Raw genomic sequence first — 14,264 nt, forward strand, 5'->3', positions numbered from 1 at the left:
ACCTTCATTATAGTAAAGAATTTCCCACTTGCAAAAGATGTTATAGAGTTCACCTTCTCGGAGTAGATACATAGGGTCTATGCGGTTGGGAAAGATCTCTTCCATTTTATCGGTCAGGGTTTCGATAAACAGCAAACCTCCAGATTTAAGGCGAGAAGAAAACAAGGGAAAAAGTGAACGGTTCAGGTAGTAAAAATTGAGAATAACGTCGAATTCTCGGCAGGGTAGCGGATATTCGGTTAGGTCGGCTAATATCAGATAAAGCGATGGCCAACGGAGGTGTATGTAATAGAGCGCCACCCAGGATATATCAATGGCCACGACCTTTAGGCCGCGTTGAGATAAGAAGATTGCATTAGCCCCTCGACCGGTGGCTATATCCAAACCCCAGCCCGAGGTGGGGAGTAAATGGGAAAAGTGCACCAGCAAATCCCGCGGGACATCGATTGGGATATGACTAGATTCACGATAACGCGCATTCCAGCGTTCAGCGTCTTCACGTGGCATTGGATTGTCTTCCCTTGCCCATTAGAGTTAATAATCTGAGACGACGTTGTGAAAGCATTGTAAAGCGTCCTTTGTGGGACGGGCCAGGGTGAGCATCTAGGATTTTGATCGCGCGATCTACCCAGGCTAAGGCACTTACAAGGTCACGTTGGTTACGTTCATAGTGCCGCGAAAGTTCCAGACAGGCGTCAATAGACTCCCCTTGGGCGGCTTTTTCCCAGCAATAGAGAGCTTGGGAGAACATCCCATAACGCTTGAAAATCCGTCCGGCTGTCAGAAACAGATGGGCAGATTCAGAAGGTTCGCTTCCTTGATCCTTAAGATCTTTGAGCATTACATTTAGGAAAGCAATGAGATTCTCTGTATCGCGGTTCTGACGCTCCATTTCAGTGATCAACCCATAAATCTCACCCGCAGATAAATTGTTCCAACTGCGAGGGTTATGAAGCAGGTTTTCAATATATAAAAATAAACCGGCAAGCGAAAGGATGTCCATTTCGTTGTGATAAAACACCCCCGGTAAATATTGAGTTTCCCCTCGCATGAGATAATGCACATAAATCTCGGGGATCATCCAAGACGGAATTTCTTTCTCGCTTCGCGTGAATCCTAAAACTTCCTGTTCAAGGAACGCCAGCCGTCGTGAGGGATAACGCTTACGCCAAAGCCGTCTAGCCAGTGTTAGGACGTCAAGATGGTGTTTTTTAAGAATCTCCGAGCGGATGCCATTGACCAAGAAGCGTTGGTTTAGGATGGGGAGGTCAAAGGCTAGGCCGTTGAAGGTGACCAAAACCGGATACCGACCAAGCAAATCATCGAGATAGGCCAAAAACGAAAGTTCATCCCCCGGTTCGTTGAGAAATACTTGGTGGGTATGGTAGCCCTCAGAAGTCCAATAGCCCAACCCAACCAGAAAAACGAGAGTACCTGATCCGGGGCTGAGGCTCGAGGTCTCGACATCTAAAAACAGCAATTGTGTGTGAGAGACGATGTGTTCGTTGTTGATAAAACCGGCGTAGATTGGTGTCCTTGGATTTATTTCGAGCGATATTTTCCCGTGAAGGTAACCACTGGAATAAACGTGCTCCAATAGGAATACCGAATGGGGGCGTTCTTCCAGGAACTTTCCTGTTGGAAAAGCGGTTTCTATGCCTTGCATCATGCGGGAGGTGTGGTTTTCGGTGTTACCCTTCAGAGGGAAACCGCGATGAATTCCCAGCGCTTCGAATCGTCTTAAGAGTTCTTCATCCATAGAAGGCTGGTTTAACTTCTAAGATGGCGCGGAGGATGGCTTTGGCTTCTTCTTTTCCCCCGCTTCCGTGTTCAGGGGCTGGACCGACGCAGGATGGACAGCCATTCTGACATGTGCATTGAGTGATGACCTTGAAAGCGCTCTCGATCCAATCCTTATGGTGATCAAAAAATTGCAAGGCATAACCCAGCCCACCCTGAAATGTATCATAAAACACCAAGGTGGGTTGGTTGTGACTTAATTTGGAACGCGGTTCCATAAATGAGCCAATATCATGATGATCACAAAGGACAAATAGAGGGGCTAAATAATGTAAGAGGTGTCGCACGGCCGAAAGTCCGCTCCGGATCCAGACCGCCCTCTCCAAGCGACGATGACAACGCGGGCAAAGCGTGATTAGATTTTCGAGGCGATTTGCCTCCTCGGGAGAGGAAAAACGACGAAAAGGAATGCGATGATGAACATGGAATGCGTTTCCATTCTCATGTGCGCCACACTGCTGACAGGTATAGTGGTCGCGTGCGCGGGCGAGTTGGCGCTGCTGCTCCCAGTTGGGACCATAATTATTGGGTGAGTTGGTCCAAAGTCCTTGCTCTATTAGTTGTTTGACGGTACGAGAATTTAGGCTAAGCCAGTATCCTGTGGTCTCGAGAGTTAGCGGGGGAAAGTCTAGAGATACCTGTTCTAAGACCGTGTGATCGTCCCAAGAGCGCTTTTTAAATCCTTTGAGCCAGGTGGTTAGGTGCAATTCACCACAGGCGTGTGTACCCCAGGAAAAATCTTGCGATTCCCATGCCTTATAAGCCGTGACCTGTGTTTGAAGTAATGGCTCAGTATAGTAGTCCGAATGAGTGGGTTTAAGAGATGCCTCACCAGATTCTAAGTCTAAGGTTTCAACCCTATAAACATCTCCCCGGTGGAGGTAGATGGCACCGGGATGCACCATCCAGTAGGCACTCTCGTAGTCTACCTCACCGAGGAGCGAGGTGGTAGGGGCAGCCTGGACAAGAAGTTTTATAGTGGAATGGGCACTGCCGCGCAAAGATGTTTCACGGTGAGGTTGGGTTTTATCTAACCATATAAATCGGTTAAACGACGAGCGTAGAATGCCTTGATGAGCGAGCACATTGATATAAGGCTCAATCGTCCCCCACGTAAGGGCGCCGAACGATTCGCCTGTTTCGAAAGGCTTCTCATAACTGGCACACTTTAGGTGTTGGTAAAGAATGACGGGATTATCGGGGTTGAGAATGACCTTTTCGGGAAGGCGCTCAAGCACATGTTCGGGATGATGGATGATATATTGATCTAAAGGGTTGTCGGACGCGATCAAGAGGCCTAAGGCAGGTTGACCTTTGCGACCAGCGCGTCCAATGCGCTGGGTATATGCAGCTACCGAACCTGGATAACCGATCAAGATAATAGCTTCAATGCCCCCAATATCAACTCCAAGTTCCAAGGCATTGGTGGTGAAAACCAGGCGGTTGGTTTGTTCACGAAGGCTTTGCTCGATCCAACGACGATCCTTGGGTAGATAACCACTACGATAAGCCTCAATGCCCTCGGTGTTAGGGAGGCTTTCACGTAGTGTGCGTAGGGCAATTTCTACTCCTCGCCGTGAATTGAGAAAAACTAAGGTTTGCATATTGTGATCTAGCAATTCCTGCGCTAGAGCGAGAACGTCATCGGTAGCATCACGGCGGATGCCGGTGACCTCATTTTCAAAGGGGGGATTGTAAAAAAGTAGATGACGTTCCGGTTTTGGTGCAGTATCATTGCTGATAAGGGTTACAGGGGTTTCAATCAGAGTTTGGGCTAATTCCAATGGATTGCCGATAGTGCCAGAGGTCATTAAAAATCTCGGGTTTGCACCGTATAATGCAGCAATGCGTTTTAGTCGGCGAATGAGATTGGCAACATGAGAGCCAAAAGCGCCACGATAAAGATGTGCTTCGTCAAGGATTACATATTTTAAGTTCGCTAGAAATTCCTGCCAATATGGATGGTAGGGAAGAATGCCGTAATGAAGCATATCCGGATTCGTTAAAAGCAAACGAGCAGTTTCGCGACTCCGCTTGCGTTGAGAAGGTGTGGAATCCCCGTCGTAGGTAACAATATGCTTCTTAAGGGATTTTCTTTCGGTGGGCGAAAAGGGGAGGGCATCCAGAAAGGTTTGAAGAAATTGGTATTGGTCATACGCCAATGCCTTGGTGGGGAATAAATATAACGCTGTGGCGTCTGGTGTTTCTAACCAGGAATGAAATACTGGAAGGTGGTAACAAAGAGACTTTCCACTACCAACACCTGCAGCAATCATTATATGTTCACCGCTAAGGGCGCTTTGCCAGGCAGATATTTGGTGGAGATAAAGATTGTAAATCCCTAATTTTTCCAAGGTCTGACGCAGAGCATTCGGTATTGTTGAAGGTAAGGGATAGGATTGGCCGGGTTGAGCTGGCAGGGTGACTTGAAAGCGCATGCCCTCAGAATATCTGGGGTGGCTTAACCAAGGCTCGATAACGGCGTGTAACTTCGAGATCGGCACTTTGAACTCCGATTAAATCGTTCTAGCGGTAAAGTTGCCTAGTATTTGCTTTCAGATTATACTCTTTACATCCCATCTTTTAGAGCACGGAATAAATTTGATACTCAGGAGCCAGGGAATGAGATCTCAGAATCGCTATCGTTGGTTTGTGTTGGCCGTTTTCTTTGTTTTCATGCTTTTACATCAGGCCGATAAACTTCTCATTGGTCCATTGACTACCCCGATTATGGAGTATTTTGGAATTAATGAAGCCCAAATGGGTATGGTGTTTTCGGGGGCTCTGCTGGTAGGGGGTATTTTTTATCCTCTATGGGGGTACTTATACGATCGCTATGCCCGTTCAAAATTGCTGGCGCTGGCTTCGTTTATCTGGGGAGCGACCACGTGGTTAAGCGCCATAGCGCGCACATTTCCGATGTTTGTCATCACACGTGCTTCTACTGGAATTGATGATGCCAGTTATCCGGGCCTTTATAGTTTGGTGTCTGACTATTTTCCTCCCAAGATCCGAGGAAAAGTTTATGGGTTTCTGCAAATCACCGCCCCTTTAGGTTATATCACTGGCACAGTATTGGCACTCACGTTGGTTTCACGATGGCATTGGCAAGGAGTTTTTTATCTTACTGGTTCGTTGGGAATACTTCTAGCTATTGTTATCTTTTTCGGGATTAAAGAAATGCCCCGCGGTGGTGCTGAGCCCGAGTTCGAAGGACTGGAGCAGATCGGCACCTACCGGTTTGATTGGAAAACTGCTCTTGGTCTGTTCAAAAAACGCAGCCTTTTATTTCTTTTCACGCAGGGTTTCTTTGGAGTTTTCCCTTGGCAAGTCATTACTTTCTGGTTTTTCCGTTATTTAGAGACGGAGCGGGGGTTTTCGTCGAATGAGGTGCTTATTACAATGGTGGCAGCGGTACTGTTCCTGGCTGCTGGTTATCCCATTGGAGGGACGATTGGGGATTTTTTGTTCAAACGAACACCGCGTGGGCGTCTGATCGTCAGTGCGTTTGGGGTCATTACCGGGGCTTTGCTACTTTGGATCACGATTAATATCCCTTTGGAGCAAAAGGGACTTTTTATGGGTTTGCTTTGTCTAACTGCAATTTTTATTCCTTTTGCATCTCCCAACGTGCTTTCAACCGTTTATGATGTTACTTTGCCAGAAGTGCGCAGCACAGCCAACTCGGTACAGAACTTAATTGAGCAGGGTGGATCGGCGGCGGCGCCGGCAATTGCGGGTCTAATTGCTGTCAATGGCTCTTTACGGGAAGCTATTCTGATCATCTGTATTGGAGCGTGGGTATTGTGTTTCTTTTTCTTTTTGTTCGCTATTTATTTTCTCCCTCAGGATATTCAAACGTTACGGGCGGAGCTTAGAGCCCGTGCTGACCAAGAATTGGCACGCCAGACCTATCAACCGACTGCTATTCAATCCCCAGAGGCCCGGGCATGAGTGCCTTTTTCTTTGTGATTGAAACGTTCGCGGTTTTGTTGCTGGGATATGTCTTAGGGGCTGTGGTCAACTACTTGGCAGACGTCCTTCCGCGTACACGGCGCTTGAGTCCGGCTTATTGCCGCCACTGCCAGCAATCCTATTCTTGGAAGGAATACCTTTTGTTACGCGATTGTTCCTTCTGTGGAACGAGACGATCCCAACGCGCGTTTATAGTACAGATTGTGTTCTCGCTGCTCATCCTGGCTTTATGGTTATGGCCGCCACCGGATCGGCTTCCGCTTGTCGTGGCATGGGGTGTTCTGTTTTATTTCGGAGTTGTATTTGTTATTGATTGGGAGTACCGAGTGGTCCTTTATCAGGTCAGTGCTGCGGGTGCCGTGCTCGGTGCGGGAATTGGTATATGGCTGAATGGTTGGCAGTCTGCCCTGCTGGGAGGTGGGTTAGGGTTTGGAATCATGCTGGTTTTATATTATCTGGGTGAGGTTTTTTTGCACTGGACGGCGCGGCGTCGAGGGCTTGAGGTTGGCGATGAGGTCGCGCTCGGCTTTGGCGATGTGACTTTAAGCGGCGTATTGGGCTTAATGTTGGGGTGGCCACGGATTGGCATTGGATTGCTCTTCGCCATTCTGCTGGGAGGATTGGTAGGTGGATTATATTTATTGTGGCTGGTTCTGCGGCGGCATTATCAGCCCTTTGCCGCCTTGCCATACACCCCTTATTTATTGATTGTGGCGGCTGTATTAATGTATATGGCTTAAGGGCACTGTATAAGGGTTTTCGCCAAATTATGAAGAAACTCACCGGTGCAGGATGGCAACGGGCGAATCTTTGGTAATCTTTTCAAAGTTGGCGTGGAATTGTTCAGCCAAGAGAAGGGCTTGACGGTCATAGGCGTTTGGATCAGCCCAGGTCTGACGCGGATGAAGTATTTCGCTGGGCACTCCGGGACAGGTTTCGGGCACCCAAAGACCAAAGACCGGATCCTGATAGTATGCGGTGTTTTCCATGGCGTTTGATAATACTGCACGTACCATGGCACGCGTGTAGGGGAGAGGAATTCGCGATCCCACTCCATGAGGCCCCCCGGTCCAGCCAGTGTTGATCAGCCAAACACGCGTGTTGTGGCGCTGGATTTTGTCTCGTAACATTCGAGCGTAGATCATGGGATGAAGGGGTAAAAAAGGTGCCCCAAAGCATGCGGAAAACGTAGCTTGGGGTTCGCGTCCTAAGCCGGTTTCTGTGCCGGCCAGTTTGGCGGTGTAACCGGTGAGAAAATAATAAAGGGCTTGATCTGGAGTTAATCGCGCTAATGGAGGAAGAACTCCAAAGGCATCTGCGCTCAAGAAAAAGATGTGTTGTGGATGACCACCTCGTCCCTCGGTTAGGGCGTGGGGAATAAATTCAAGCGGGTAAGCGGCACGGGTGTTTTCGGTAATCGTATCTGCCTCGAAGTCAACAAGGCGAGAGTCGTAATTCAGGATGACATTTTCTAGTATGGTACCAAAACGATGAACGGCAGACCAGATTAGCGGTTCTAATTGGGCGTTGAGGTGAATGGTTTTGGCATAACAGCCGCCCTCAAAATTAAATATGCCATCCTCACTCCAACCGTGTTCATCATCGCCGATTAGATAACGGTCAGGATCCGATGAAAGGGTGGTTTTTCCGGTCCCACTTAGTCCGAAAAAGAGTGCTACGCCCCCCTCAGAGCCAACGTTGGCCGAGCAGTGCATAGGAAGTACATTCTTTTGGGGCAATAGATAATTCATGACGGTGAACATCGCCTTTTTGATTTCACCTGCATATGCTGTGCCCCCGATTAAGATGAGGCGCTGTTGAAAATCAATGGCTATAACCGTTTCGGTCCGGGTTCCATCTTCAACAGGGTTGGCACGAAAAGAGGGAGCATGAATGAGAGTGAAATCCGGATCTGGGTGAGGGGTGCTTGAGGTATCCTTATGGATAAAAAGGTTGCGCGCAAAAAGGCTATGCCAAGCCGTCTCAGTGATTATGCGCACAGATACGCGGTGAGTGGGGTGATTGCCTAGCCAGAGATCTTGAATGTAAAGAGGGCGAAGTTGAAAGAATGTGGTAATTTTTCTGTGCAGGCGCTCGAAAGCTTGCGGAGGCATTGGCGTGTTTATTGGCCCCCACCAAAACTCATCATGATCAGAGTGTGCGACGATAAATTTGTCTTTGGGCGCTCGTCCAGTATGCTTGCCGGTATGTACAACCACAGCCCCGTGGTGGGATAACCAACCCTCTTTATTCCGTATGATTTCTTCAATCAGCCGCGCAGTTGGATAGTTCCAACGGATTTCACCTGGATTGTAAATCCCTTGACACTCTAAGTTGCGGCGGATTACGGTTAGGGTTGAATTTTTCATGTGGGAATGGCTCCTTTTGCAGCAGGATTGATTCGCGGTATTCAAGATTAATGGGAAGTCGTGTTGGTCCAGCTCTGATACCAGGCCTTAATTACATCGGCGGCTGGCTTACCACGTATCGAAGGTGATGCATCTATTAGGGTAACCGCTGGCTTATATCCTCGAGTTACTAAACCACTGATCCATAGACGAGAGTTGATCGCCATGGCCGCGCCTTGATAAAACCTCGCTTGTCGCTCGAGATCAACGGCCGATGATGGGAGTGACCCGTTCCAAATTAAGCGCTCAAAGGGCAGACACCCTTCGGCTGTGAGAACGCAACCATTTTGAATATCCTGCGCGGAGGGATGATCCAAGCCGAGCCAGATGGGTTTCCCAGTTTGCTGGTACAAGGGGAAAAGGTGGGTGTCAAGGTAATTACTGAACGCTTCGGTGATGGCTTCTTCGTTAAGATTCCTATCCTCGAAGGGGGAGGATACAAGGATATACAGTGCGTCCATCTGGGTTACCCAGTCGGGTAACGAAGCCATCCGGTTTTCAGGGACAGCCCAGACCAATTGACCGGCGAAATTCTGTCGTAGTGTGAGCACCAATTCAGTCCAAAATTTATCCTGACCATCAAGGAAAGGTTCAATCTCAGGCCCGCCCAAAATAAGGGTGTGAATTTGGGATTGGACTGACCTTATCGCCATATCGGTTATAAAATGGCGGTATTGGGATAACCATGCATTAATAAGTTCAGGACTATCTTGTAAGGATTGGGTAATTGCGTAAGGATTAAGGCGTGGGAAAATAGCCACCGAAAGCCCTTGTTGCTTTGCATTGGCAACGAGGGCTTTCAGATCGGACCCCTTCATATCATGGGCAGGATCGTAGTTTAAACGTGGGGGATGACTAGAAACCAACGACCAGGTTGGGCTCAAAATGACCCAATTGGCGCCAAGATTCCGTAGACCTTGGATGGTAGCGAGTAGATGGGGCAGGGTTGTTGGGGAAAATTGTGGCGCGAGTTCAACCGCGGCGACAAAGGATGATCGAGGTGCGGCATCCTGGATGGATACTGAAATCGGTGACCAGGCTACCAAGTTATTCCATTGCTGGACTTCATGGGTTATGGTAGTGCCGTCAGGAGAAGAAACAGAAAGCCCTGTTGCTGTATTGCCTGCGGTGGTCACGTCATCGGCAAGGCCGCATTGCTCATTACGACAGACACGGTACTTGACTTCTCCTAACGCACGTTGTGGACCATAAAACACATAGAGCCATTGTTGATTGCCAAGCGGCCACATAGGGATCGCTGGTGTCCAAGCATATAGGCGAAATTGGATCGAAACGCGTTCGTCGACTGGTGTTTCAGGTGGTGCCTTAACATAGAAAGTAAGCGGTGAAGTTTCGGATGTACTAATTCGCCAGGTTTCAATTTTATCCGTGATAGTAATATCATGATCAGGCACAATCAGTTGGCGCGTTTTAAATCCTCCGTCGGCGGTATGCTCAGCATTCCAGAATCCATCTCCGAGGGTATATTTGTAACGCAGGTCCGTGCCCGCGGGAAGACTGAGGGTGTAGGTGTAATTTCCATCCTCAAGTAGGCTAAGAAGTGGTGCTCGTGATGCCAGAACGCTTAGCCCACCTTCAAGATCAGCAAATGTATTGCCTAGTGCAGGCGTATTTCCAACGATTCGCATTGGCAGGCCGTGTATATGTTCGGATGGGGGCTGAACCACAAAAGTGACATTGACCATGGGAACTGGTTGTAGCCCGATTTGTGCTGGTGTAACGGCACCATTTGCAATAACCGCTTCTTGCTGAAATATTTGGTAGGCACCTTCGGTGGGTAAGACTACTAGGTTGTGTTTTCCAGGCGGGATATTTTCAAGGGTGAAGGTTCCATCAGCGGCGGTGAAGGTTTGAATACCAGCCATTGTAACCAAAGCGTCAGATATAGGGGCACGTGTTGTGGAATCATACACAAGACCCTGAAGGGTTCCTCCTTCAGTGGGTGCTTTCCCGCCTTGCCACGCAACCACATGGTCTTCAATTACGACTGGTGCTCGTGCCACAGCCATGCGATATCGGACGATTTGCCCATATGGATTGCGTTCGACCTGGGGAACTGCCTCTTGATGAAGATAGCGATAACGCACAACACTGCCAATTGGAAACGCTAACTGGAGTGTGTAACGATTGCCTTCCAGTTGCATGGTATAACGTTCTGAATTCAAAGCAACACCGGTAACTTCGTCTACAATCTCAAGGATAACGTCACCCGAAGAGGCCGTAGTAGGCACATTAACTTGAAATGTGAGGGGGACAAGGGGGAGATTGGGGATGGAAGTAGTGGATGTGGGTATAGAGCGAGGGAGAGAAAGGTTCTGGCAGGCTGCAAGGACAAATAGGATCAGGAATAATAATAGAGAATAAGCGCGAGGGGTATAAGGGAATAGAGATGATTTCATTTGAGGATGATTCCTCCTGAGGCGTGGGTCTAAGGACATTATCCCCCTAACTTGTGGCTCAAGTACTGCGTGGCGAAAGGCTTTCTTCTTGGGCCTTTTCGCGGTGAAATTGCTGACGGATTTCTTCTGAGCGGTTTGCCAGACTCCCCAGAACGCCGTTCACGAATCGCGGTGAACTGTCGGAGCCAAAGGTTTTTGCCAGTTCAATCGCCTCATTAATAGCGACCTTTACCGGCGTGCATCCCGCCACTGCGAATTCCCACAACGCAATCCGTAGAATATTACGATCAATCACCGAAACCTGGTCAAGTGGCCATTCCGGTGCGTGTTGAGCAATATAACGATCTAGTTTGTCTAAGATGGGATAAACGCCAAATACGATTTGGCGGCTAAACTCGGCTAATTCCGGTTCAAGATGCTCTTCGGCTAAGCGCTGCTCAAGCGCTTGCCCGGGGGTATGCCGGGTGAGATCGCATTCGTAAAGTACTTGAAGCGCGACACTGCGGGCTTTGGTTCGCTGCTTCATGGGATTAATCGAAATAGTCTAGTATTGGATATCTTCAATGTGCACATTAACCCGTCCCACGTCCATCCCTACCATTTCAGTAATCGCCCGGGCCACCTGAGCCTGGATATTGCGAGCCACTTCGCGCACATTGACGTCGCGGTTAAGGACGACGTAAACATCGACGTAAACTTTACCGTCTTCGACCTCGATCTTGACTCCCTCGCTTACGCCACGATCAAACCAGCGGTTTACCTCACCAGGGTGGGTGGCAAGGCGATTAACCCCGGCAACACCAAGGGTTGTCAGGCGGGCGATGGTTACCAGGACTTCTGGTGCGACTGTTGTTTTGCCTGGAGGACGATCATTTGTCACCATTCAGCCTCCGAACGTAGACGATATCTATAATTTATTATAATCCCAAAGGACTGGCCCCCAAGCAATTTGGCTTCCCAGTATTATAAACCCCAAAAACAGAGCAGGCTGTTAGGAAAAGGCTGTGTATCTCAATTTATGGACAAATCACGAGAGAATGATTGACATTATTGAGACTTGGGTGTTAAATACAGAACATTAATTGACAAAAAACATCAACATAAACCAAATAATGTGTTCGCGAAATGCTATCTTTGAATCCAGGGGACGAAAGGTCAAATCATGAGTGTTGCTCAATCGCTTGTCCCTGTTGCAATTTCTCCGCATCGAATTCCTCTCGGAACAAGGCCGGCCTATGTTCATCTTAAGGTAGCCGATCTTGGCCGTGAGATAACCTTTTATCAACATGTATTTGGTTTTGAGTTAAATTGGCAGACTGGTGATTGTGCGGGTTTAGGGGTCTCATCACGGGATTTGGTGCGCTTAACCCAAATCCCGAATGGAAAACGTTATCGTGGGGTGACGGGACTTTATCATTTTGCCGTTCTTTTTCCCAATCGGCGTGAACTGGCCCGTGCAATTGCCCGTTTATTTGCTTTAGGCTGGCCTAACTACCCCACGGATCATGTGATGACCAAAACCACTTATCTAGATGATCCCGAAGGGAACACGATCGAGTTGTATTGCGAGTCTCCCGAGGATGGGGTTTTTCTATTGCGGGATGGTGAATTGATTGCTCAGTGGGCGGATGGCCGTCCAAGTAATGGGCGTGAACCTTTGGATCTGCAAGGATTGTTTTCTCATCTGAAACCCGGGGATAATCTTACAGGGACTGTGCCCACGGAGACACGGATAGGTCATTTTCATCTCTATGTGGCGGATTTGATGACAACCCGGAATTTTTATCACGAACAATTGGGGTTTGATGATATGGGGATAGCCCAACGGTTTCAAATGGGGATGGTCTCTGTTGGTGGGTACCATCATCATATTGGTTACAATACTTGGCAAGGTGTTGGAGCACCCCCTCCACCTCCGGGTGCATTAGGGTTGTTCTACATTGCATTTGCTCTGGACGCTCCCGATGAGTATCAAGCCTTTGAAAGTCTTCTCGTCAGGCGGTCTATTCCTTTCGAACGTTGGGTCGAAGGTATTTTTCTCCGTGATCCGTCCCAAAATGGCGTCTTGTTCGTTGATCCTACGATCTCTACATCGCTGAATGTCTTCTAATGGGCCTTGTTTCTTCATCATCATGGATGTCGCCGGTAGTGGAAAACTACGGTTGGGCGGGCATTGGCGGCGGCTCTCGGATGGGAATTTTACGATGGTGACGACTATCACCTGCCCGAGAATATCGCCAAAATGGCGGCTGGTATTCCCTTAAGTGACGCGGATCGTTACCCTTGGCTGGAAACTTTACGAGACCTGGTCGCCGAGCGATTAAGAGAAGGAAGGTCATTCGTCCTGGCCTGTTTGGCATTAAAAGCCAAATACCGAGAAATTCTACTGCAAAGTAATCCGGGTGGGCAAATTATTTACCTTAGAGGTGACTATCTCTTGATAAGCGAACGTTTACAAAAACGCTCCGGACATTATATGAGGCCGGAGTTGCTAGATAGCCAATTTGAGGCTCTCGAAGAGCCTGATGATGTATTCGCAGTAGATATTCGCTTACCTGTGGATGAGATTGTCAGATGGATTATCACAGTTTCCTTAAAAAACGGATGGTCGGTTCGGATCGAGAGGGAATCGAATTCTCACCTGAATCTTGACGATATGATCAGGGCATGATAAACTATCGCTCGGTTGGGGGCGTGGTGTAGCGGTTAACATGCGGCCCTGTCAAGGCCGAGATCGCGGGTTCGAATCCCGTCGCTCCCGCTGAATAAGGGACAAAAACCGGGCAATAAGCCCGGTTTTTGGTTTTAACTGCGAATCCCCCAAATGGGTAATTACGCGTATATAGGGACAAATACTCGATATAACAGGAAATTTTTAAGGAAATACCTATTGACTTTGGTTTGACTTTGACTATAATTTTATATAGTGAATTGTTTTTTTATACAATGAAATCTTTAGAGAATTCTTCGATTGTCTCGAAGTAAACCCAAAACTTAATCCCATGGAGATGCAATGAACGCCTTGCAATCGCTGCAGAAAATCCTTTCCGGTGGCGTGATTGCTATTATGCGAGCGCCCAGTGCTACACAGCTACTCGATGCCGCAAAAGCCATTTACGAAGGGGGAGTGGATATTATTGAGGTCACGATGACAACTCCAGGTGCATTAAGTGTCGTTGAACAGGCGGTGTCCCAGATCGGTGATCGAGTACTCTTTGGTGCCGGCTCTGTTCTGGATCCCGAGACAGCCCGCTTAGCCATATTGGCCGGGGCTCAATTTGTGGTTAGCCCCACCTTAAACCTGGAAACAATTGAGATGTGTAAGCGATACGCTGTTCCGGTGATCCCTGGTGCCTTCACGCCCACGGAGATTTTGACGGCGTGGGAGCATGGGGCTGATATTGTGAAGGTGTTTCCGGCCAGCGTGGGCGGACCGGCGTACATAAAGGCGATCAAAGCTCCGCTCCCTCAGATTCGTCTAGCGGCAGTAGGAGGGGTGACGATCGAGAATACCGCTCAATTCTTCAGCGCGGGGATTGATGTGATTGGGGTTGGTGCAGAATTGGTGAACGCTCGATTGCTAGAAAGCGGCACATTTGATGAAATTACCCGCCGCGCGCGTGCTTTCCGACAAGAGGTGGAAAAAGCGCGAGGACAATGA

At 48.6% G+C, this 14,264-nt stretch carries 12 protein-coding genes and 1 tRNA gene; 6 read left to right on the top strand and 7 right to left on the bottom strand.

The features are described 5' to 3' along the window. From AC01YT_RS08740 to AC01YT_RS08750, 3 genes are all read right to left on the bottom strand, one after another. Positions 1 to 507, bottom strand: a 507-nt coding sequence (locus AC01YT_RS08740) for a class I SAM-dependent methyltransferase (RefSeq protein ID WP_476674614.1), incomplete at its 3' end; no start/stop codon positions are given. Then, positions 497 to 1,759, bottom strand: coding sequence for a ribonuclease H-like domain-containing protein (locus AC01YT_RS08745; RefSeq protein WP_476674616.1), 1,263 nt, complete (start codon positions 1,757 to 1,759; stop codon positions 497 to 499). The genes AC01YT_RS08740 and AC01YT_RS08745, both read right to left, overlap by 11 nt. Next, positions 1,752 to 4,304, bottom strand: a complete 2,553-nt coding sequence (locus AC01YT_RS08750) for a DEAD/DEAH box helicase (protein ID WP_476674618.1) — start codon at positions 4,302 to 4,304, stop codon at positions 1,752 to 1,754. Before AC01YT_RS08750 ends, AC01YT_RS08745 begins: the two co-directional genes overlap by 8 nt. Positions 4,305 to 4,422: 118 nt before the next feature. On the opposite strand from AC01YT_RS08750, the gene AC01YT_RS08755 reads away from it, so the two are divergent. Further along, the gene (locus tag AC01YT_RS08755) at positions 4,423 to 5,754 is read left to right on the top strand and encodes an MFS transporter (protein WP_476674620.1); all 1,332 of its coding nucleotides are present in this window, start codon (positions 4,423 to 4,425) and stop codon (positions 5,752 to 5,754) included. Then, positions 5,751 to 6,515, top strand: coding sequence for a prepilin peptidase (locus AC01YT_RS08760; protein WP_476674622.1), 765 nt, complete (start codon positions 5,751 to 5,753; stop codon positions 6,513 to 6,515). The genes AC01YT_RS08755 and AC01YT_RS08760 overlap by 4 nt, the downstream gene beginning before the upstream one ends. Positions 6,516 to 6,554: 39 nt before the next feature. Here AC01YT_RS08760 and pckA read toward each other — a convergent pair whose 3' ends face one another. The 4 genes from pckA to AC01YT_RS08780 are packed head-to-tail and all read right to left on the bottom strand — an operon-like array spanning position 6,555 to position 11,486. Continuing rightward, entirely contained in the window at positions 6,555 to 8,144 is a 1,590-nt protein-coding gene (pckA, locus tag AC01YT_RS08765; protein WP_476674624.1) for a phosphoenolpyruvate carboxykinase (ATP), read from the bottom strand. A 47-nt stretch (positions 8,145 to 8,191) separates the two neighbouring features. After that, positions 8,192 to 10,603 (bottom strand): glycoside hydrolase family 113, encoded by a 2,412-nt coding sequence (locus tag AC01YT_RS08770; protein ID WP_476674626.1) that lies wholly within the window; start codon positions 10,601 to 10,603, stop codon positions 8,192 to 8,194. 58 nt (positions 10,604 to 10,661) lie between these two features. Continuing rightward, positions 10,662 to 11,129: a transcription antitermination factor NusB gene (gene nusB / locus AC01YT_RS08775; RefSeq protein ID WP_476674628.1), complete on the bottom strand. Its 468-nt coding sequence runs from the start codon at positions 11,127 to 11,129 to the stop codon at positions 10,662 to 10,664. A gap of 18 nt (positions 11,130 to 11,147) precedes the next feature. After that, a complete protein-coding gene (locus AC01YT_RS08780) occupies positions 11,148 to 11,486 on the bottom strand; it encodes an Asp23/Gls24 family envelope stress response protein (RefSeq protein ID WP_476674630.1) in 339 nt (112 codons plus the stop codon). A gap of 279 nt (positions 11,487 to 11,765) precedes the next feature. Between AC01YT_RS08780 and AC01YT_RS08785 the strand changes: the two genes are divergently transcribed. The 4 genes from AC01YT_RS08785 to AC01YT_RS08800 all read left to right on the top strand — a co-directional run bounded on the left by AC01YT_RS08785 (position 11,766) and on the right by AC01YT_RS08800 (position 14,264). Continuing rightward, positions 11,766 to 12,713: a VOC family protein gene (locus tag AC01YT_RS08785; protein ID WP_476674632.1), complete on the top strand. Its 948-nt coding sequence runs from the start codon at positions 11,766 to 11,768 to the stop codon at positions 12,711 to 12,713. Between the two features lie 63 nt (positions 12,714 to 12,776). Beyond that, positions 12,777 to 13,274, top strand: coding sequence for a gluconokinase (locus AC01YT_RS08790; RefSeq protein ID WP_476674634.1), 498 nt, complete (start codon positions 12,777 to 12,779; stop codon positions 13,272 to 13,274). A 17-nt stretch (positions 13,275 to 13,291) separates the two neighbouring features. Then, positions 13,292 to 13,364 (top strand) — tRNA-Asp (locus AC01YT_RS08795). Between the two features lie 252 nt (positions 13,365 to 13,616). Then, positions 13,617 to 14,264 carry a bifunctional 4-hydroxy-2-oxoglutarate aldolase/2-dehydro-3-deoxy-phosphogluconate aldolase gene (locus tag AC01YT_RS08800; RefSeq protein WP_476674636.1) on the top strand — a complete coding sequence of 216 codons (648 nt, stop codon included), beginning with the start codon at positions 13,617 to 13,619 and terminating at the stop codon, positions 14,262 to 14,264.

The sequence above is a fragment of the Thermanaerothrix sp. genome, assembly GCF_056331585.1.

Coding starts and splice junctions, on each gene's coding strand:
- AC01YT_RS08770 (WP_476674626.1), bottom strand. CDS start 10,603: ATGAAATCATCTCTATTCCCTTATACCCCTCGCGCTTATTCTCTATTA.
- AC01YT_RS08800 (WP_476674636.1), top strand. CDS start 13,617: ATGAACGCCTTGCAATCGCTGCAGAAAATCCTTTCCGGTGGCGTGATT.
- nusB (WP_476674628.1), bottom strand. CDS start 11,129: ATGAAGCAGCGAACCAAAGCCCGCAGTGTCGCGCTTCAAGTACTTTAC.
- AC01YT_RS08755 (WP_476674620.1), top strand. CDS start 4,423: ATGAGATCTCAGAATCGCTATCGTTGGTTTGTGTTGGCCGTTTTCTTT.
- pckA (WP_476674624.1), bottom strand. CDS start 8,144: ATGAAAAATTCAACCCTAACCGTAATCCGCCGCAACTTAGAGTGTCAA.
- AC01YT_RS08780 (WP_476674630.1), bottom strand. CDS start 11,486: ATGGTGACAAATGATCGTCCTCCAGGCAAAACAACAGTCGCACCAGAA.
- AC01YT_RS08760 (WP_476674622.1), top strand. CDS start 5,751: ATGAGTGCCTTTTTCTTTGTGATTGAAACGTTCGCGGTTTTGTTGCTG.
- AC01YT_RS08785 (WP_476674632.1), top strand. CDS start 11,766: ATGAGTGTTGCTCAATCGCTTGTCCCTGTTGCAATTTCTCCGCATCGA.
- AC01YT_RS08745 (WP_476674616.1), bottom strand. CDS start 1,759: ATGGATGAAGAACTCTTAAGACGATTCGAAGCGCTGGGAATTCATCGC.